The sequence below is a fragment of the Staphylococcus americanisciuri genome, from assembly GCF_024814435.1.
Classification (GTDB): domain Bacteria; phylum Bacillota; class Bacilli; order Staphylococcales; family Staphylococcaceae; genus Staphylococcus; species Staphylococcus americanisciuri.
The window spans coordinates 23,552-43,553 of record NZ_JANUXY010000008.1 but is presented as its reverse complement, the minus strand read 5'-3'; the positions used below and the strand labels follow the sequence as shown (position 1 = coordinate 43,553).

The following is a 20,002-nucleotide window of genomic DNA, read 5'->3' as shown; positions in this document are numbered from 1 at the left end:
CGAAAATGCCTTGGGTTCAAAACATCCTATGAAGTATATTATTCAACTGTGTTGCACTTATCTTGACAATTCAAGATTATAAAAACGCTAATTAATGAAATTAATCCTGCTATAAGCATTAAATATTTTACATTTACATACAATGAAAGAAAAGCAGCAAGCAATGATCCTAAAGGGATTAATCCTCTCCCTGCCAGTCTCCATATAGAAGTGGTTCTTCCTAGTAATTCATTTGGAATAATTGTCTGTCTTATAGAAAGCACACAAACATTGTACAAAGGCAAAGCAAAACTTATTAGTGTTTGCCCAAAAAATATTAATAAATATGTAGTGTCCTTAGCTAGAAAATATAAAATGAATCCTAAAAAATAACAGAATAAAGATAATGCAATGGTAATTAAATCTCCTAATTTATTAGATATAAATTTAGATAAGAAAGCACTAAATATCATTCCAATATTTCCTAAAGATAAGATTAGCCCGATTGTAAACGTATTTAAATGCAAATCTTTTGATAAGTAATATATTTGTAACGACTGAAATACACCAATGGATAAAACGAGAACTGAGTAACTAATTAATAAAGTTTTTAATAATAAATTACTCCATACATATTTATAACCCCGTGAAATACTTTTAAAATAGCTTTCATTTTCTTTGTAATCAAGTACTTCTTTATTGCTTGGGATAAGAAAATGTAACAATCCACTTATCAAGAAGGAAATACCATCAATCAGTACTAAAATGGATGTTTTGAATAACACCGCAATTTGTCCACCTATGGCCGGACCAATTGATTGAATTATACTATTACTAATCTCAAGCTGATAATTTGCAGATTTAATATTATCTTTTTCAACAATAATAGGTACGTAAGAAAAGAATGCGATTCCGGAAAATATCATAACAGAACTTATAACAAAAATAAGTAAAAAAAATGCCATTATATTTATGTTATCAATAAAGACATACATAGATATAGCAATTAAAAAACATACAATATTCGAGTATATTAGAATATATTTTTTTCTATGTTTATCAACAAAAACACCAATATGAGAAGAGAAGAGTAAATTTGGTAAAAATATAAAAAGGGTAACTAAGCTAGTTAATGATGAATCAGCATTAAAGTATTCAATTGCAATCAAAGGAAAAGCAATTATCGAGAGTTGATTGCCCAATGCATTTATTATAGAAGAACTATAAAGAATCGAAAAATTGTTATCAAATAGATATTTTTTCTTCACAGTACTGATTCACCTCATTTATAACTAATTTTCCTTTTAAACCGAATAGATTGATATTAGACTTTAATACTGATAATAAATATGCAAAAAATTTTCTGCTTCGCGCATAGATTCATTGAAAAAGAAAAATATATCTTCTCTGTATCATCCAAAGTATTTAAAAGGCTTTTTCTAAATGAAATTAAATTAACATACACTACAGTAGCATGAAAAACTCTATCAATTTCCCAATCTTTATTTCTAGTTTCTTTTTGTTTTTGTCTCCAAGGAATAGTTATCTTTAGCTTTCATAAGTATATCCTCCTTATTTAGAGTAATCTAAATTATCAGATTATACAAAATATACCATGTAAATATTTTGAAATCAATGAAAATTTACACATTTTAATATTTAAAATAAATAACTAGTGCCACATAAGAATGTTTAAACTTTAGTTATCCTAAAATTTTCTGTAAATTAACTTCAAGCATAAAAAAATCCTTTATACTGGTTGGAGGTAGTAATATATCCAATCCAATACAAAGGAAAACACGTTATGGATAAAAGTTTTCCTAGTAAATCATCATTTGGACAATGGATTTCATCTATACATAAGGATAAATGAAAAGCCATTAAAACTCTATTTGTGAATTCTAATGGCTTTTCCCATATTATTTCTTCAATAGCTGTTTGACATAGTTCAATTTCCCTTTATATGGTGGGAATAATAATCCTGTTTCAAGTTTTGTTGTTTTGAAAATATATGATTTTTTATGTGTAAAGGTATCGAATGAGTATTTGCCGTGATAGTGGCCGATACCTGATGCGCCGACTCCGCCAAATGGTAGATTTGGATTGGCAAGGTGTAATAATGTATCGTTAATCGCGCCACCGCCAAAGGAGATTTCATTAAGAACACGGTTAGTAACGTTTTCATCTTCACTAAATAAATACAATGCCAACGGTTTGGGTCGTGATTGGACAAACTGAATCGCATCATCGAGTTGTGTATAAGTCATGATTGGCAGTAGGGGACCAAAGATTTCATCTTGCATCAGCGGCTCATCTGCTTTCACGTTGTCATATATGCTCGGAGCAATACGGCGCTGTGCCACATTACGTTCTCCACCGATTACACATTGTGGTTGTTGGGCGTCCATCATTGCTGCAAGGCGGTCAAAATGACGTTCATTGACGATGTGTCCTAAGTCTTCACTACTCAATGGATGTGCGCCATAAAATTCCTTCAGTGTCGTACGTAAGGCACGAATAAAGTCGTCTTTCACGGTCTCGTCAATTAAAATGTAGTCGGGTGCAACACACGTCTGTCCGGCATTGATGAACTTCCCGAAACAGATGCGTTCGCTAGCAACTTTCAGGTTAGCTGTGCGGTCAATCATAACAGGTGATTTACCACCCAATTCAAGTGTAACGGGAATCAGTTGCTCGGCTGCCGCTTGATACACGATCTTACCGACACGCTCACTACCTGTAAAGAAAATATGGTCGAAAGGTTGTTTGAGTAATGTTTGAATGGCGTCTGCACCACCTTGAACAACGGATACATATTTAGAGTCAAATGTTGCTGTAATGATGGCTTCAATGACTTTTGCGACATTTGGTGTGAGTTCAGATGGCTTTACAACGGCAGTGTTACCAGCTGCGATTGCACCAATCAGTGGTTCAAATACTAACTGAAAAGGATAGTTAAATGGCCCAATAATTAAAATAGTGCCCAGCGGTTCTTTCACGATAAAACTTTTTGCTGGGAATAACCATAGGGGCGTATCGACCGCTTCTTTTTTACTCCATTTTTGAATAGATTTCTGCATCTGTTTAATGCTGCTCAATGTATAGCCAATCTCAGTGGCATATGCTTCAACACCATTTTTGCCAAGGTCTGTCTTGAGTGCTTCTAACAGCTCAGATTCATGCTGCTTTATACTTTTAGCTAACTGCTTCAATTGCTTTTTCCGAAATTTAATTGACTTTGTTTCATGCGTTTGAAAATAGGCTTTCGATTGTTGGACTTGTTCAGGGATATTTGCCATGGATTCAGTCCTTTCTAATTGATTGTATAAAAGGACTGAGCGTTAAATGCCCAGTCCTTCAATATGTTACGCCTTCAGTGGCGAAAGTGATGAGTCTTTATCAAACTGTCGTTTTACATAGCTACATGTTGGAATGATTTTTAAATTTTCGCGTTGTGCTTTATCAATCACGCTGTTGAACAATTGTTTGGCAACACCGCCACCGCGTAACTCAGGGGACACATACGTATGATTAACATCAATTGTATGTGCGTCACGATAGATAAAGGTAATTTCTGCTTGTGGTGCACTTGCGTCTTCTCCGATATAGAACTTGTTATCCATTTCTTGAATATCGTATGACATACTCATTCACACCCTTTGAAATAAATTATTGTGTTAATGCTGTTGTAATAGGTGGTACGATTTGTTTTTTACGTGATACAACACCTGGTAAGAATGCTGTGTTATTTTCAAGTTTTGTATCAAATGCTGCTGCGACTGTATCTTTTTCTGCACCGACTACTAAGATTTTAGAGTCGCTGTTAATAATATCAGTAATGGCTAATACGAAAATGTCATAGCCGTTTTCCGCACTTGCTTTGTTCATCGCATTTTCAAGTGCTTCTTGACGTGCGAATACTTCGTCGATATCGACTGTGTTTACTTGACCGATACGAACTGTGTAATCACCCATGTTGAATGATTTAGCATCAGCATCTAATAATTGTTCTTCAGACTTGTCAGCTGTTGATGCACCTGCTTTTAACATATCAAGACCATATGCATCAAGGTCTACACCAGCGATTTCTGCTAATGCTTTTGCTGCATTCACGTCTTGTGATGTACATGTTGGTGATTTGAATAATAAGCTGTCAGAAATAATCGCTGAAATCATTAAACCTGCAATTTCAGGGCGAATTTCATAGCCTCTTTCTTTGTACATTTTGTAAAGAATTGTTGCTGTACAGCCTACAGGTTCTGCACGGTAGTACAATGGACCAGCTGTTTCAAAGTTTGCGATACGGTGGTGATCGATGACGTGTTTGACAGCTGCTTTGTCAATTGTTTCCGCACTTTGTTGGAATTCGTTGTGATCGACTAAAATAACATCTTGATCTGTTAAGTCGTCTGTTAATAATTCTGGCGCTGATACTTTGAAGTAATCTAAGGCATATTGTGTCTCAGGGCTTACATCGCCTAAACGATATGCTTTTGCTTCAGCGTTACCATTTTGTTGTTCAAAGTCTGCCATGATAATTGCTGATGAAATCGCGTCAGTATCTGGGTTTTGATGACCAAAAATATATGTTGTCATAGTTTCAATCTCCTTATATAGGTTTCTCACTCATATTTTAGCACGCACATGTAGTTTTATTCTACCTCTGCGCCTAAAGTATCTTTAAAGTGTGATAGTGCCCATTCGTGACCAGCTTGGTTAAAAGAAGCCACACCCGCTGATGGAATAATCATATGGTAGCCAAGATTGTATGCACTTGCAGCGGTATGCAAAATACAAATATCTGTACAAACACCTACAATTTCAACTGTATCGATATGACGTTCTCGTAGTAAGGCATCAAGTGGTGTGCCATAAAATGCATCGTAACGGCGCTTATCAACATAATGTACGTTGTCTTGTGTTTTGATAGTGTCATACAGTACTTTTACTTTGCCATATAATTCACGTCCATGTGTTCCAACGATATTATGAGGCGGGAAGTGTTTCGTTTCTGGATGATACGAGTCATTCTTAAAGTGTAAATCCATCAAGAAAAAAATATGGTCGCTATGTGCAACATAATCTTGAATACGTTGGACAATGTAAGATTCAATGTGTTGCCCAGCTTTTCCGCATGTTAACTTGCCATCATCAGCAATAAAATCATACGAATAATCTACAATTAACAATGCACGTTTTGTCATGTGGTTCCTCCTAAAATTTGGGTATATATAACAAAGAAGCTATTATTATGTATAGTATAACTTTTATATAGGAGGCGTCCACACAATTGGTTATAAATGTTTTAAATTTTGGTGCAACAACTCAAAATAAATGGCGAGATACGATAGGGATACAACGAGCCTTGAACCAAGCGAAGAAAGGGCCAGTTACGGTGTATATTCCTGCAGGGACATATCATATCGTTAAAGCGTTAAAAATATATGCGGGTACAACGCTATTGTTAGACAAAGAAACAACATTATTGCGTAAGGGGCGAGATGCGTTACTCAAAAATGGTTCAAGTTTGAGACGTTATCATCATTATGACGGACATGGCAATATTCGTATTATGGGTGGAACGTTTGATATGAACGGCAATCACTATCCTTACAATAATACTGCGATGTGTTTAGGTCATGCGCGAGAAGTAGAAGTGAGTGGTGTAACTATTAAGAATGTAGTAGGTGGTCACGGTATCGATGCTTGTGGGCTTGATGGTGTACATATTCATGGTTGTGAATTTCTCGGTTTTTACGATGTCAATGGTGACCGTTCTTTCTCAGAGGCGATCCAGCTGGATTTATTTGTAAAAGGTGCGTTTCCAAAGTTTGGATATAATGACGGAACAATTACACAACATGCGATAATTGAAAATTGTTATTTCGGAAATTCTCATGAAGGGCATATGCAGGCATGGAATCGTGCAATTGGTTCTCATGCGAGTCGTGTTGACCATTTTTATAACACAGTCGTCATTCAACACAATGTATTTGATGGTATGCAAGACTATGCGTTAACGCCACTAAAAGGGAAACATACGCTGATTCATCAAAATGTCTTTCGCAACTGTGCGGGTGGTATTCGCTACTTAGGTGTTTATCAAGGTAAAAATTCTTGGACGCTCGACGGCAATACACATGTGAAACAAGGGGGCAAAGACTTTTGTGTGCTAGATAATACATTTATTAATATTGGACCGAAAGACTCGCTTCACATTCGCAGTCATGCCGAGTCGCCACACGAAAAAGTGGAAATTTTAAAGAATGTATTTGAAGGACAATGTGCCCCGATTTCACTTACTGCTATCCGTGGTTTAACGCTACAAAGTGAGCTTTCAACACCTAAGTGCCGTGAGAAACATATTACGGACAAAAGCATGATATAAGCAAGATCCCCCTTGTCACAATCGTGTGGAAGGGGGATATGTTATGGTGTTATTTAAAACGACCGAGTGACTGTATATCAAAATCTAATGTTTTTAATATGGTAATAATTTTGTCTAGGTCTTGTTGATTTGGACAATCAGCTTGTACGAAAAAGCGATACATGCCTAGCTGTGTTTTCAACGGACGCGATTCAATCCAAGACAGGTTTACATGGAATAAGGCGAAAGTGTTCAACACACTTGCCAATAGCCCTGGTTGATCGCGCTGAGGGGTAATAACAAGTAAGCAGTGTTCACCCAGTTGTTCAGGTGCAAAATCTCTATGCTGTAAGACGAGAAAGCGTGTTTGATTATGTGTAAAGTCTTCAATATGTGTCGCTAGTGCTGTGAATCCATACATTTCACCACTGCCAAGCGGAATAATTGCTGCAGTTGTCTTGTCAATGTGTTCTAGTGCGGCAATCGTACTCGTTGTGAAGTCATATGTTAAATGATGCTGGCGAATAAAATTTTGCGTTTGGCTAATTGCTGGTCCGATAGAATATACTTTGTTAATATCGCTAAGCTGTTGTCCTTGTTGACCATAGAGCCCAAACGTAATGTCGAGTAAAACTTCGTCTACAACTGTAAAGGGTTGCTCAATTAATGTATCCGCTACAATATTAATGGTACCTTCAATCGCATTTTCAATAGGGACGATTGCAAGGCTCTGCGGATCATCCAATAGCGCTGTCATCACTTCATAAAGCTGTGTTTTAGCGACAAGAGTCGTTGATTCGTGTTCATCACAATATTGTTGTGCCGCAAGATATGAGAACGTACCTTGAGGACCGAGATAATACAATTTCATCCAATCACTCACTTTCAAGTCAACTTGCATCTATTGTACATGAAGTTAATGGAAAGGACACCCAGAAGATGTTTTTTCTTTATAAAAAAAATTGGGCTCACGAATTTCATTGTTATAGCCGTGATGATAGTTTGCAGTGAGTGTTGGTGAAAGGGGTGGTGCAAGCCATGACCATTTGCCAGTGACTGAACGACCACATTCAGCTTCATTGCGTTCAAATTGCTCGAATTGTTTAGCGGCAGTGAGATGGTCGACCATCGATACACCAGCTTTTTTGTAAGATTGGTAAACAGCATCATTGATTTCTACCATCACGCGGTCTTTGTTAAATGATGTGTTACGCAATGTTTCAAAGTTCATCGCTTTTGCAAATGTTTCTAACAAATTGTAACGATAGCTATCAGTAAAGTTACGCACTGCAATCTCATTGACCATATACCAACCGTTAAAAGGAACGGTCGGATATGTAATACCACCGATTTTCAAGTCCATGCTTGAGATGATTGGAACGGCATACCATTTTAACCCTAGATCTGCCACTTTTGGAAAGTTTGAGTGCTGAATCGGTACTTCCATAATGAGTGATTTAGGATACACATGATATGTCATTGGCTGTCCTGGAAGTTGATAAATGAGAGGCAAAATATCAAAATCTGTACCTTCTCCTTGCCACCCCAAATGTATTGCAAGTTGCGTTACGTCTCGTTCTCCCGGATCCCCTTTATCTTCATAACCAGCGTAACGAATTAATTGATTGTTAAAAATTTGAGGACCTGCTTCATCTGATTGAGCAAATATCGTTATGTAAGGTTTAATGCGTCCGCCGTTGGTTGCGGTTTGAATATGTTCATGAATCGTATCAATAAAAGTTGTTTCATCTTTTACATCACGGGCATCTTTAACAATCAACTTATCCCAGAATAAACGCCCAATACAGCGATTAGATTGGCGCCATGCTACTTGTGCGCCGTATGTTAATTCTTCTGTTGTATGACGATATGTGCCCGTGTCTTTAATTTCTTGTTCAATTTGTGCGATACGTTCAACACATGCTGTCTCTGATAGATTCAATTCTTTATACATGTCTGAAATAAATGTGCGTGCTTTTTGTAACATTTTCCCACCTCAACATTATTATAGTGAAATATTGGGGTTTATTGATAGTCATAACAGAGAATGTCATGATTTTGTTGTTAATTGGGAGCACTACAGGGAGTTGGACAGGAATCTCTGACTTTAGATTACATGTTTCTTTCAATGTTCAAGTCTCGTCATTCAGTTTCATTGTCCTGTTAACATGTATCTGTGATATGATGGGGATATCTAAACGCAAAATTAAAAAATGGTGAATAGAGGGAATATTATAATGTATCAATTTGATGATGATAGTTTAATGCTACACAATGATTTGTATCAAATTAATATGGCAGAATCGTATTGGTTTGACGGCATTCATGAACGTAAAGCGGTATTTGATTTGTACTTCAGGAAAATGCCGTTTGGGAGTGGTTATGCAGTATTCAATGGATTGCGTAGAGTGATTGATTTTGTTGAAAATTGTCGCTTTACACAAAGTGATATCGATTATTTAAAATCCATTGGTTATCAAGATGACTTTTTAGCGTATTTGAAAGAATTACGATTTACGGGCAATATCCGTTCAATGCAAGAAGGGGAGTTATGTTTTAATAACGAGCCATTATTACGTGTAGAGGCCCCATTAATTCAAGCACAATTGATTGAAACAGCACTATTAAATATTATTAACTTCCAAACATTAATCGCAACAAAAGCAAGCCTGATTAAGCAAGTTGCACCGAATGACACGTTGATGGAATTCGGGACACGTCGAGCACATGAGATGGATGCTGCTGTGTGGGGCGCACGTGCAGCAATTATTGGTGGCTTTGATTCAACAAGTAATGTTCGTGCTGGAAAATTATTTGATATTCCTGTTTCTGGGACACATGCGCATGCTTTTGTGCAAACATATGGCGATGAATATGAAGCGTTAAAAAAATATGCCGAGCGTCACAAAAATTGTGTCTTCTTAGTAGATACATTCCACACGTTGAAGTCAGGTGTACCCAATGCAATCCGTGTTGCCAAAGAATTGGGTGACAAGATTAATTTTATCGGTATTCGTTTGGATTCAGGCGACATTGCCTACCTATCTAAAGAAGCACGTAAAATGCTAGATGCCGCTGGTTTTCCAGATGCTAAAATCATCGCATCGAACGACCTTGATGAAGCAACGATTTCCAGCTTGAAAGGTCAAGGTGCAGCAGTGGACGTTTGGGGAGTTGGTACCAAATTAATTACGGCTTATCAACAACCAGCACTGGGGGCAGTATATAAAATGGTCGCTGTGGAAAATGCAGATGGTGACTATGTTGATCGCATTAAACTGTCAAATAATGCTGAAAAGGTAACAACACCAAGCATGAAGCGCGTGTATCGCATCATCAATACGAAAACAAACAAATCAGAAGGCGACTATATTACGTTAGAACATGAAGATCCGGCGTCTGAATCACCACTGAAAATGTTCCACCCTATTCACACATATAAAACGAAATTTATTAAGCAGTTTGAAGCGGTTGATTTACATCATGATATTTTTGTGGATGGGAAATGCGTATATGATTGTCCGTCTGAACAAGAGGCGAAAGCATACTTGGCAGACAACTTGAACTTGTTATGGGATGAAAATAAGCGTTATTTAAATCCGGAAGAGTATCCAGTCGACTTGAGCACGGCATGTTGGGAAAATAAACAGAAACGTATCTTTGAAGTGGCAGAAAAGGTTAAAGAGATGGAGGATTTCAATGAATAGCATGCAAGCAATGATTGTCAATGATATGAAAGTCGAGCCGACGATTGATAGTGCAGAAATGATTGAAACGATTAAAGATTTTATCAAGCAATACGTTAAAGCACATTCATTTATACGCACACTTGTATTAGGCATTTCAGGTGGGCAAGACTCGACATTGGCAGGAAAACTCGTACAACTCGCTGTCAATGAGTTAAATGAAACAGCCGAGTACCCATATACATTTATTGCGGTTAAACTGCCGTATGGTGTACAACGTGATGCAGATGATGTCGAAGATGCGTTGGCATTTATTGAACCCAATCGTACGATAACAGTAAATATTCAGCCTGCTGTTGACCAAAGTGTTGCAGCACTTAAAGCGGCTGGTATTACGTTGACTGATTTCCAAAAAGGGAATGAAAAAGCACGTGAACGTATGAAAGTACAATATGCCATTGCCGCAAATACAAGTGGTATTGTTGTTGGGACAGATCATTCAGCTGAAAATATCACAGGCTTTTTTACAAAACATGGTGATGGTGCTGCGGATATTGCGCCGTTATTTGGTTTGAATAAACGACAAGGGCGCCAGCTGCTTCAATATTTAGGCGCACCTGCACATTTATATGAGAAAGCACCGACTGCAGATTTGGAAGACGACAAACCACAACTCCCTGATGAAGTAGCGCTTGGTGTGACTTATGACGCGATCGATGACTATCTAGAAGGCAAGACTGTCACACCAGCAGATGCTGAAGTGATTGAAAAGCATTTTGTACGCAATGCGCATAAGCGTGAATTAGCCTATACACGTTTTACTTGGCCGAAACAATAAGTTAATGACAAACCCTCACCAACTTGGTAAAATAAGCTAGATTTTACTGAGAGTGAGGGAGTCTATGAGTATCATCAATGAAAATCCATGGCTGATGTTGATTGCCATCTTTTTGATTAACGTTGCCTATGTCACGGCGCTCACAATGCGTGTCATACTGACGTTGAAAGGCTATCGTTATGTTGCTGCAATCGTCAGCTTTGTAGAAGTACTTGTCTATGTAATTGGTTTAGGACTTGTTATGTCGAGTCTTGACCAGATTCAAAATATTATCGCATATGCATTAGGTTTTTCTGTTGGTATTATTGTTGGAATGAAGATAGAAGAGAAATTAGCGCTCGGCTATTCAGTTGTTAATGTAACGACTGTTAATTTAGATATGGATTTACCACGTCAATTACGTGACTTAGGCTACGGTGTGATACATTTTGGTGCGCATGGTCGTGATGGTGAACGCCTCGTAATGCAAATTCTCACACCGCGTCGTTTTGAACTTAAGCTGATGGACACGATTAAGCAGTTGGATCCAAAAGCCTTTGTCATTGCCTATGAACCACGTACTATTCATGGCGGTTTCTGGGTGAAAGGCGTACGAAGCAAAAAAGTAAAGGCGTATGATACAGATGAAATTTAGAGTAGAAGTGGATGAAACAATACAAGATTGTTTAGCACGCATGCGAGAAGCAGGCTACATGCCAGTGAAACGCTATGAAAAACCTGTATTTAAAGAGAATAAAGATGGTAGTGTTGAGGTTTTGAGGCAAGAGATTGTGTTTACAGGGAAAAAACTTGAACAATAACACACCACCCGTAAAAAGCTAAGGTTACAGTAATACCTTGGCTTTTTATATGCTTAAAATACGAACTTTAGTTGTTTTTATAACTTCATAATTCGTTTTAAAAGGTTTTGTTGGAAATATCATACAAATTAAATTGTTAATAGAAGCTTGATTCCGAACGATAAATTTGTTTGAATAGAGAATGGATAGATGTTGTAGGTTTGCTATAATAAAACTAATATTTGAGATAGGAGTTTATGACTAATGATTGAACGTTATTCAAGAGAAGAAATGTCACGTATTTGGACAGATCAAAACCGCTACGAAGCATGGTTGGAAGTTGAGATTTTAGCAAGTGAAGCATGGAGTGAATTGGGTTATATTCCTAAAGAAGACGTTAAAAAGATTCGTGAACATGCACGTGTAGATGTTGATCGTGCAAAAGAAATTGAACAAGAGACACGTCACGATGTTGTCGCATTTACAAGACAAGTATCTGAAACATTAGGCGAAGAACGTAAATGGGTACACTACGGCTTAACTTCAACAGATGTTGTTGATACAGCCTTGAGCTACCAAGTGAAACAAGCGAATGATATTATTGAAAAAGATTTAGAACGTTTTATTGAAGTGTTAGCAGCGAAAGCAAAAAAATATAAAACAACATTGATGATGGGACGTACACATGGTGTGCATGCAGAGCCAACAACATTCGGTGTCAAAATGGCATTATGGTATGCTGAAATGCAACGTAATATGGAACGTTTCAAACGTGTGCGTGAAGAAATCGAAGTAGGAAAAATGAGTGGTGCTGTAGGGACGTTTGCGAATATTCCACCAGAAATCGAAGCCTACGTATGTAAACATCTTGGTATCGGTACAGCACCTATTTCAACACAAACATTGCAACGTGATCGACATGCATATTATATTGCAACATTAAGCTTGATTGCGACATCTCTTGAAAAATTTGCAGTCGAAATCCGCAACCTACAAAAAACAGAAACACGAGAAGTGGAAGAAGCATTTGCGAAAGGGCAAAAAGGCTCTTCAGCAATGCCACATAAACGTAACCCAATCGGTTCAGAAAACATCACAGGTATTGCACGTGTGATTCGTGGTTATATTACAACAGCGTATGAGAACGTGCCACTATGGCATGAACGTGATATTTCACATTCATCAGCAGAGCGTATCATGTTACCAGATGTAACGATTGCATTAGATTATGCGTTGAATCGCTTTACAAACATTGTTGATCGTTTAACAGTGTACGAAGAAAATATGACAGAGAACATGAACAAAACATTTGGTCTTATTTATTCACAACGTGTGTTATTAGCATTAATCGACAAAGGGATGGTGCGCGAAGAAGCGTATGATACTGTGCAGCCAAAAGCAATGATGTCATGGCAAACGAAGACGCCATTTAGAGAATTAGTGGAAGCGGATCCAATAATTACAGAGAAACTTTCAAAAGAAGACTTAGATATGTGCTTTGACCCTAGACATCACCTTAACCAAGTTGATACAATATTTAAAAGAGTAGGTCTAGAATAGGACAACTACACTTTATCTGTTCGTTCGGTTGCGAATGAACAGATATTCTATAATATAGGGGTTGTTTGCATGCAAATTGAGAAACTACGTGGAAAAGCATTAGATGAATTGTTTGACGCGGTCCTAACTCTAGAAACGCGTGAAGAATGTTATCAATTTTTTGATGATTTGTGCACAGTGAATGAGATTCAATCGTTATCTCAACGTTTACAAGTTGCGAAAATGATTAAACAAGGATACACATATGCGACGATTGAGCAAGAATCGGGCGCATCGACAGCTACCATTTCGCGTGTGAAACGTTCGTTACAATGGGGAAATGACGCCTATACCATGATTTTAGAACGAATGAATATCGAAACAAAAAAATAAAGAGACGAAGATAACAGTGGAGATGTCTAGATAGAGACGTTGCCACTGTTATTTTGTGTTTTATAAATAAGGAACTAGTAAATTCTGATAGTAGCATTTTGGATAATTAATCATCTTATTTATTGAATATCAGCTTTTCAGCCTTATTTTGTAGTAGATTAGATTTTGGAAGCACACTATCAGAATTTGTGTAAATGTAAAGCGTTTTAGTGTGTTTACAAATTATATAGTAGTCCATTGTATAATTATATTTATATGTTGTAATGAAGTTGTTAAAAAGACGGTGGCTAATTTTACTTACTATGAAAAATAAGTGCCAATTGTCAAAAGCTATTGGCGGTTATATTTTTATGGACAATTTAATAATGCCGACGACTAAAACTAACAAGGAAAAGATTAAACTTCCGAATCCTATCATAAGTAGTAGCGCATTTCCCCACAGTTACTATAAGGGATTCTCCTTTTTAAAGATCATAGCCAGCATCCACTTAACTTGTGCGATAGCATACTATACATTCTAAAAATATTTCCAAACACATTTTATATTAATGGTTATTTAGTTTTAATATATGAAATGAATATTATGTTATGTCCTATGGTGTTGAATAAGCGATAAAACAGTCATATACTATTGTAGTGATGTATCAAGCTTTTGCTAAATGGGAGCGACAACAATGAAAAAATTATTACTAACAGCTGGCGTGTTTACGTTTGTGTTACCTGGATGTGGCGTACAAAAGGAAGCAAATGTTCAAGAAGCAACGACAGATGAAGAGACGCGTCAAGAAGAGACTAAAAAACAACATCAAGTGACGAAAAAAGATGGCGTGATGTATGTGGATGGACATGTTTTTGCGAATAAGAAAGTTAATTTACCGAACGATTATGCGCCGGGTGAAGATCCGAAAGCGAGGGCTGAATTAAATCGTATGATGCAAGATGCAAATACGAAAGACGGGACAAGTCTGGTATTTTGTAGTGGCTTTCGTTCATATGAGACGCAAACACAATTGTATAACAATTACGTTGCAAGAGATGGTGAAGCAGTCGCAAATAAATATAGTGCCAAACCAGGTAATTCTGAACATCAAACTGGGTTAGCGTTTGATGTGGGGTCAGCGAATGCGTCGGACGACTTCCAAATGTCATTTGTTGAGACGAAAGAAGGGCAATGGGTAAAAGCACATGCACACGAATATGGCTTTATCATCAGATACCCAGAAGGCAAGGAGAAAGTCACTGGCTATCAATACGAGCCATGGCATTTAAGATATGTCGGTAAAGATTTGGCGCAGAAAATTCATGACCAAAATACAACGTTAGAAGAATACTTTAATTATGGTATGTAAGAGGCGATAGATGTCGTCTCTTTTTTGATTTTGTGGTAAGGAATCTGTCAATGCGTCATGTAAAAAATCCTGTAAGAAATTGAGATGACACACGTGCGTTTTGTGTCACATACATAACAAAAATGCTATAATATGATGTACGAAAAATTCAAAGGAGCAGTGCGTGATGTACGATATTAAACAATGGCGTCATATTTTTAAATTAGACCCAGCGAAAACAATCTCAGATGCGGATTTAGAAGCACTTTGTATGTCTCAAACAGATGCCATCATGATTGGCGGAACGGACAATGTGACGGAAGATAACGTGATTCAGTTGATGAGTCGCGTACGTCGTTATCCTTTACCGCTTGTACTCGAAATTTCAAATCTTGAGAGCATAATGCCAGGATTTGATTTTTATTTTGTACCAAGTGTCTTGAATAGCACAGACGTAGCGTTCCATAATGGGTTACTACACCAAGCATTAAAGCAATATGGCCATATGATTAACTTTGAAGAACTTATTTTTGAAGGCTATGTTGTGTTAAATGATGACAGTAAAGTCGCAACGTTAACACGTGCAACGACAGACTTAGAGCTTGAAGATGTTGAAGCTTATGCACAAATGGCGAATGACGTGTATCGTTTGCCGGTGCTCTATCTTGAATATAGTGGACAGTATGGCGATCCTGAAATGGTACGTGCAGCGCGTGCGTATTTAACAGATACACAACTGTTCTATGGTGGCGGCATTGATTCATTATCACGGGCACAAGAGATGGCGAATATTGCAGATACGATTATTGTCGGCAATGTGGTCTATGACAATATGAAAGAAGCTTTAAAAACGACTCGAATAAAGGAGAGAACATAATGAATCCACTCTTAAAAAATATGAACACAGAGCAGAGTGAAGCGGTGCGTACGACTGAAGGCCCGCTTTTAATTATGGCAGGTGCTGGATCTGGTAAGACACGTGTGTTAACACATCGTATCGCATATTTATTAGATGAAAAAGAAGTATCTCCTTATAATATATTAGCGATTACTTTTACAAATAAAGCTGCTAAAGAGATGAAAGAACGTGTACAATCCCTTGTTGGAGACGCGGCTGAAGTGATATGGATGTCGACATTCCATGCGATGTGTGTCCGTATTTTGCGTCGTGATATTGACCGTATTGGTATTGAACGTAATTTTACAATTATTGATCCGACTGATCAAAAGTCAGTGATTAAAGATGTATTAAAGCGTGAAAATATTGATCCTAAGCAATACGAACCACGTTTCTTTATATCACAGATTAGTAATTTAAAAAATGAATTAAAAACGCCTGCAATGGCGATGGAAGATGCACATGATTTTAAGGCTATTATGGTAGCGAAAGTGTATGAAGGTTACCAAAAACAGCTCATTCGTAACCAAGCACTTGACTTTGATGACTTGATTATGACGACAATCAAACTGTTTGAACGTGTACCAGATGTGTTGGACTATTATCAAAATAAGTTTCAATATATTCACGTGGACGAGTACCAAGATACGAACAAAGCGCAATATACATTGGTTAACTTGATTGCGAAAAAATTTAAAAATTTGTGTGTTGTAGGGGATTCTGACCAATCGATTTACGGTTGGCGTGGTGCAGATATTCAAAATATCTTATCATTTGAGGAAGATTATCCGACTGCGAAGACGATTTATCTTGAACAAAATTACCGTTCAACAAAAAGAATTCTAACGGCAGCGAATGAAGTGATTCGTAATAATACTGAGCGCAAGCCAAAAGGATTATGGACATCGAATGCTGAAGGTGAGAGCATTCATTATTATGAGGCAACGAGTGAACGTGATGAAACACAATACGTTGTGAGAGAAATTTTAAAGCATCAAAGACAAGGTAAATCATTGAAGGATATGGCGGTACTTTATCGTACAAATGCGCAATCACGTGTGCTAGAAGAAACAATGATGAAATCTAATATTCCATACGTGATGGTTGGAGGTATGAAATTCTATGACCGCAAAGAGATTAAAGACTTGTTAAGTTATTTACGTTTAATTGCGAACAGTGCGGACGATATTAGTTTGGAACGTATTATTAATGTACCTAAACGTAGTATTGGACCATCATCTGTGCAAAAAATAAAAGATTATGCGAACAGCCACGAAATTAGTATGTTTGACGCATTATCAGAAGTGGACTTTATTGGTTTGTCTAAAAAAGTGACGCAAGCAGCTGCAGAATTTTATGAATTGATGTCAAACTTGATGAAAGAACAAGAATTTCTAGAGATTAGTGAAATTGTCGATGAAGTGCTTGAGAAGTCAGGCTATCGACGTACGCTTGAAAATGAAGATACACTTGAGTCACGCAGTCGGTTAGAAAACTTAGATGAGTTTATGTCAGTGCCAAAGGACTATGAAGAAAACACACCGCTAGAAGAACAATCATTAATTAACTTTTTAACAGATTTATCACTTGTAGCAGATGTGGATGAAGCAAACTTTGATGAAGGTGTCACGCTGATGACGATGCACTCGGCAAAAGGACTTGAATTTCCAGTTGTATTCATTATTGGTATGGAAGAAACATTGTTTCCGCACATTCGTGCTATCAAGAGTGATGATGACCACGAGATGGAAGAAGAGCGTCGTATCTGTTATGTAGCAATTACACGTGCAGAAGAAGTCTTATACTTGACGCATGCGACCTCTCGTCGATTGTTTGGGAAACCACAGTCTAATATGCGTTCTCGCTTTTTAAACGAGATTCCAGAAGACTTGTTAGAAACACCGAGAGCAAGTGTGCCGATTACACCGAATAAGCGGACAGCACCATCGAAGAAACGTGGTTTTAGTCAACGTACGACTGGGACAACGGTCGGCACTCAACAAGCTACTACTGATTGGAAGATTGGAGACAAAGTCATTCACAAATCGTGGGGGGAAGGTATGGTATCGAATGTTAATGTTAAGGGAGATGCAGTCGAGCTGGATATCATATTCCAAACTGAAGGACCTAAGCGTCTTCTTGCTCAGTTTGCACCGATACAAAAGAAGGGAGATTAAATGATGACGGAGCTCAAAGAAAGGGTTGCAACGTTGCATCAATTGTTGCATCAATATAATTATGAATACCATGTTCAAGACAATCCGAGTGTGCCAGATGCGGAGTATGACAAATTACTGGCTGAACTGATTGACATCGAGGACAAGCATCCAGAGTTACGGTCATCTGATTCGCCTACAGTGCGTGTCGGTGGACAAGCCCAAGCATCTTTTAACAAAATACGTCATGATACGCCAATGCTCAGTTTAGGGAATGCTTTTAACGAAGAAGATTTACGTCGCTTTGATCAACGTGTGCGAGAAGCGGTTGGCGATGTATCATACATGTGTGAACTAAAGATTGACGGCTTAGCAGTTTCATTGAAATACGTAGATGGTGTCTTTGTACAAGGACTAACTCGTGGCGACGGAACGACAGGCGAGGATATTACCGAAAATCTCAAGACAATCTATGCAATTCCACTAAAGCTTGAACGTCCTATTTCCTTTGAAGTACGTGGGGAAGCGTATATGCCACGTAAATCATTTTTAAAGTTGAACGAGATAAAAGAACAAAATGATGAGCAACCGTTTGCGAATCCACGCAATGCGGCAGCAGGTTCATTGAGACAGTTGGATTCTAAGTTAGCGGCTGAACGTAAACTCGACATCTTTTTATATAGTATTAATGACTTTACAGAGTTAGATGCGACGTCTCAAAGTGAGGCATTGGCTGAGTTAGATGATTTAGGCTTCAAAACCAATCAAGAGCGTCGAGAAGTTGCATCGATGGATGATGTATTGGCGTATATCGAATATTGGACAGAACATCGTGCTTCCTTGCCTTATGATATTGATGGTATTGTTATCAAAGTTAATGCCATCGAGCACCAAGAAGAGATGGGCTATACACAAAAGTCTCCACGCTGGGCAATCGCATATAAGTTCCCAGCAGAAGAAGTCGTTTCGACACTGTTAAATATCGAATTAAGCATTGGTCGTACAGGTGTCGTTACACCAACTGCTGTGTTAGAACCTGTGCGTGTTGCTGGAACGACTGTATCACGTGCGTCATTGCATAATGAAGATTTAATTCATGAGAAGGATATTCGTATTGGTGACAGTGTTGTTGTGAAAAAAGCTGGTGATATCATTCCAGAAGTTGTACGTGTGGTGCTGGATCGTCGCCCTGATGACACAGAAATATATCATATGCCGACACATTGTCCTAGTTGTAACCATGAACTTGTGCGTATAGAAGGAGAAGTGGCATTGCGATGTATTAATCCAAAATGCCAAGCACAACTTGTTGAAGGACTTATTCATTTCGTGTCACGTCAAGCGATGAATATTGATGGTCTGGGAACGAAAATCATCGAGCAACTTTATCATCACGAACTGATTCGAGATGTGGCGGATATTTTTTATCTTACAAAAGATGATTTGCTGCCGTTAGAGCGTATGGGTGATAAGAAGGTAGATAACTTGCTTACAGCGATTGAAGCGGCAAAACAACAATCTTTAGAACATTTGTTATTTGGCTTAGGTATCCGACACCTCGGCGTGAAAGCGAGTCATGTATTGGCTGAAAAATATGAGACAATGGCGCGCTTGGTAAATGTGACTGAAACAGAGCTAGTAGAAATTCATGATGTTGGTGAAAAATTGGCACAATCCTTTGTGACTTATATGGCTAACGAAGATATTCAAGCACTTCTTGAAAAACTACAAGCACGTGGTGTGAATATGACCTATACAGGACAGAAATTCTCACAAATTGAAGGGCATCCAGAATTTGCTGGTAAGACGATTGTATTAACAGGTAAGTTACAACAGATGACGCGTTCAGAAGCATCACAATGGCTAAAATTACAAGGTGCGAAAGTAACGAGCAGTGTCACGAAGTCAACAGATCTTGTCATTGCTGGAACGGATGCGGGTTCTAAGTTAACAAAAGCACAATCTCTCGGCACGCCTGTATGGCAAGAACAAGATTTTATCGATAAACAAAAAGCGATGAATGCAGAATGAGGGGGTAG

General features: G+C 37.9%; 19 protein-coding genes. 11 read left to right on the top strand and 8 right to left on the bottom strand.

The annotated features are described in order from the left end of the window. Nucleotides 1-38: 38 nt before the first annotated feature. From NXS11_RS08385 to NXS11_RS08365, 5 genes are all read right to left on the bottom strand, one after another. A complete protein-coding gene (locus tag NXS11_RS08385; protein WP_259200508.1) occupies nt 39-1,247 on the bottom strand; it encodes an MFS transporter in 1,209 nt (402 codons plus the stop codon). A 651-nt stretch (nt 1,248-1,898) separates the two neighbouring features. Beyond that, the gene (locus tag NXS11_RS08380; protein WP_259200506.1) at nt 1,899-3,278 is read right to left on the bottom strand and encodes an aldehyde dehydrogenase; all 1,380 of its coding nucleotides are present in this window, start codon (nt 3,276-3,278) and stop codon (nt 1,899-1,901) included. 66 nt (nt 3,279-3,344) lie between these two features. Continuing rightward, nucleotides 3,345-3,623: a GNAT family N-acetyltransferase gene (locus NXS11_RS08375; RefSeq protein WP_259200504.1), complete on the bottom strand. Its 279-nt coding sequence runs from the start codon at nt 3,621-3,623 to the stop codon at nt 3,345-3,347. Between the two features lie 25 nt (nt 3,624-3,648). Beyond that, on the bottom strand, nt 3,649-4,575 hold the full coding sequence (locus NXS11_RS08370; protein ID WP_259200503.1) for a manganese-dependent inorganic pyrophosphatase: 927 nt from the start codon (nt 4,573-4,575) through the stop codon (nt 3,649-3,651). Between the two features lie 56 nt (nt 4,576-4,631). After that, a complete protein-coding gene (locus NXS11_RS08365) occupies nt 4,632-5,183 on the bottom strand; it encodes a cysteine hydrolase family protein (RefSeq protein WP_259200502.1) in 552 nt (183 codons plus the stop codon). An 86-nt stretch (nt 5,184-5,269) separates the two neighbouring features. On the opposite strand from NXS11_RS08365, the gene NXS11_RS08360 reads away from it, so the two are divergent. Beyond that, nucleotides 5,270-6,367, top strand: coding sequence for a glycosyl hydrolase family 28-related protein (locus tag NXS11_RS08360; RefSeq protein ID WP_259200501.1), 1,098 nt, complete (start codon nt 5,270-5,272; stop codon nt 6,365-6,367). Nucleotides 6,368-6,416: 49 nt separating this feature from the next. Here NXS11_RS08360 and NXS11_RS08355 read toward each other — a convergent pair whose 3' ends face one another. Next, nucleotides 6,417-7,217, bottom strand: coding sequence for a prephenate dehydratase (locus NXS11_RS08355; RefSeq protein ID WP_259200499.1), 801 nt, complete (start codon nt 7,215-7,217; stop codon nt 6,417-6,419). A 45-nt stretch (nt 7,218-7,262) separates the two neighbouring features. Then, complete coding sequence (locus tag NXS11_RS08350; protein WP_259200498.1) at nt 7,263-8,333, bottom strand: nitric oxide synthase oxygenase; 1,071 nt, start codon at nt 8,331-8,333, stop codon at nt 7,263-7,265. A gap of 250 nt (nt 8,334-8,583) precedes the next feature. Between NXS11_RS08350 and NXS11_RS08345 the strand changes: the two genes are divergently transcribed. The 6 genes from NXS11_RS08345 (at nt 8,584) to NXS11_RS08320 (ending at nt 13,581) form a co-directional block, all read left to right on the top strand. Continuing rightward, the gene (locus NXS11_RS08345) at nt 8,584-10,053 is read left to right on the top strand and encodes a nicotinate phosphoribosyltransferase (RefSeq protein WP_259200497.1); all 1,470 of its coding nucleotides are present in this window, start codon (nt 8,584-8,586) and stop codon (nt 10,051-10,053) included. Continuing rightward, entirely contained in the window at nt 10,046-10,870 is an 825-nt protein-coding gene (nadE, locus tag NXS11_RS08340) for an NAD(+) synthase (RefSeq protein WP_259200495.1), read from the top strand. The genes NXS11_RS08345 and nadE overlap by 8 nt, the downstream gene beginning before the upstream one ends. A 64-nt stretch (nt 10,871-10,934) precedes the next feature. Then, nucleotides 10,935-11,504, top strand: a complete 570-nt coding sequence (locus NXS11_RS08335) for a DUF2179 domain-containing protein (protein WP_259200493.1) — start codon at nt 10,935-10,937, stop codon at nt 11,502-11,504. Then, complete coding sequence (locus NXS11_RS08330; protein ID WP_259200492.1) at nt 11,494-11,670, top strand: NETI motif-containing protein; 177 nt, start codon at nt 11,494-11,496, stop codon at nt 11,668-11,670. Before NXS11_RS08335 ends, NXS11_RS08330 begins: the two co-directional genes overlap by 11 nt. A 243-nt stretch (nt 11,671-11,913) precedes the next feature. Then, entirely contained in the window at nt 11,914-13,209 is a 1,296-nt protein-coding gene (gene purB / locus NXS11_RS08325; protein WP_259200491.1) for an adenylosuccinate lyase, read from the top strand. Nucleotides 13,210-13,278: 69 nt separating this feature from the next. Further along, complete coding sequence (locus tag NXS11_RS08320) at nt 13,279-13,581, top strand: YerC/YecD family TrpR-related protein (protein ID WP_259200489.1); 303 nt, start codon at nt 13,279-13,281, stop codon at nt 13,579-13,581. 340 nt (nt 13,582-13,921) lie between these two features. On the opposite strand, the gene NXS11_RS11115 is transcribed toward NXS11_RS08320, so the two are convergent. Then, nucleotides 13,922-14,023, bottom strand: a complete 102-nt coding sequence (locus NXS11_RS11115) for a putative holin-like toxin (protein ID WP_373319402.1) — start codon at nt 14,021-14,023, stop codon at nt 13,922-13,924. Nucleotides 14,024-14,255: 232 nt separating this feature from the next. Between NXS11_RS11115 and NXS11_RS08315 the strand changes: the two genes are divergently transcribed. The 4 genes from NXS11_RS08315 to ligA all read left to right on the top strand — a co-directional run bounded on the left by NXS11_RS08315 (nt 14,256) and on the right by ligA (nt 19,994). Beyond that, nucleotides 14,256-14,930, top strand: coding sequence for a M15 family metallopeptidase (locus NXS11_RS08315; protein WP_259200487.1), 675 nt, complete (start codon nt 14,256-14,258; stop codon nt 14,928-14,930). A gap of 166 nt (nt 14,931-15,096) precedes the next feature. Continuing rightward, nucleotides 15,097-15,786, top strand: coding sequence for a heptaprenylglyceryl phosphate synthase (gene pcrB, locus NXS11_RS08310; protein WP_259200485.1), 690 nt, complete (start codon nt 15,097-15,099; stop codon nt 15,784-15,786). Then, nucleotides 15,786-17,984 carry a DNA helicase PcrA gene (gene pcrA / locus NXS11_RS08305; RefSeq protein WP_259200484.1) on the top strand — a complete coding sequence of 733 codons (2,199 nt, stop codon included), beginning with the start codon at nt 15,786-15,788 and terminating at the stop codon, nt 17,982-17,984. Before pcrB ends, pcrA begins: the two co-directional genes overlap by 1 nt. Before the next feature lie 3 nt (nt 17,985-17,987). Further along, entirely contained in the window at nt 17,988-19,994 is a 2,007-nt protein-coding gene (gene ligA, locus NXS11_RS08300; protein WP_259200482.1) for an NAD-dependent DNA ligase LigA, read from the top strand. The last annotated feature ends 8 nt before the right edge of the window (nt 19,995-20,002 follow it).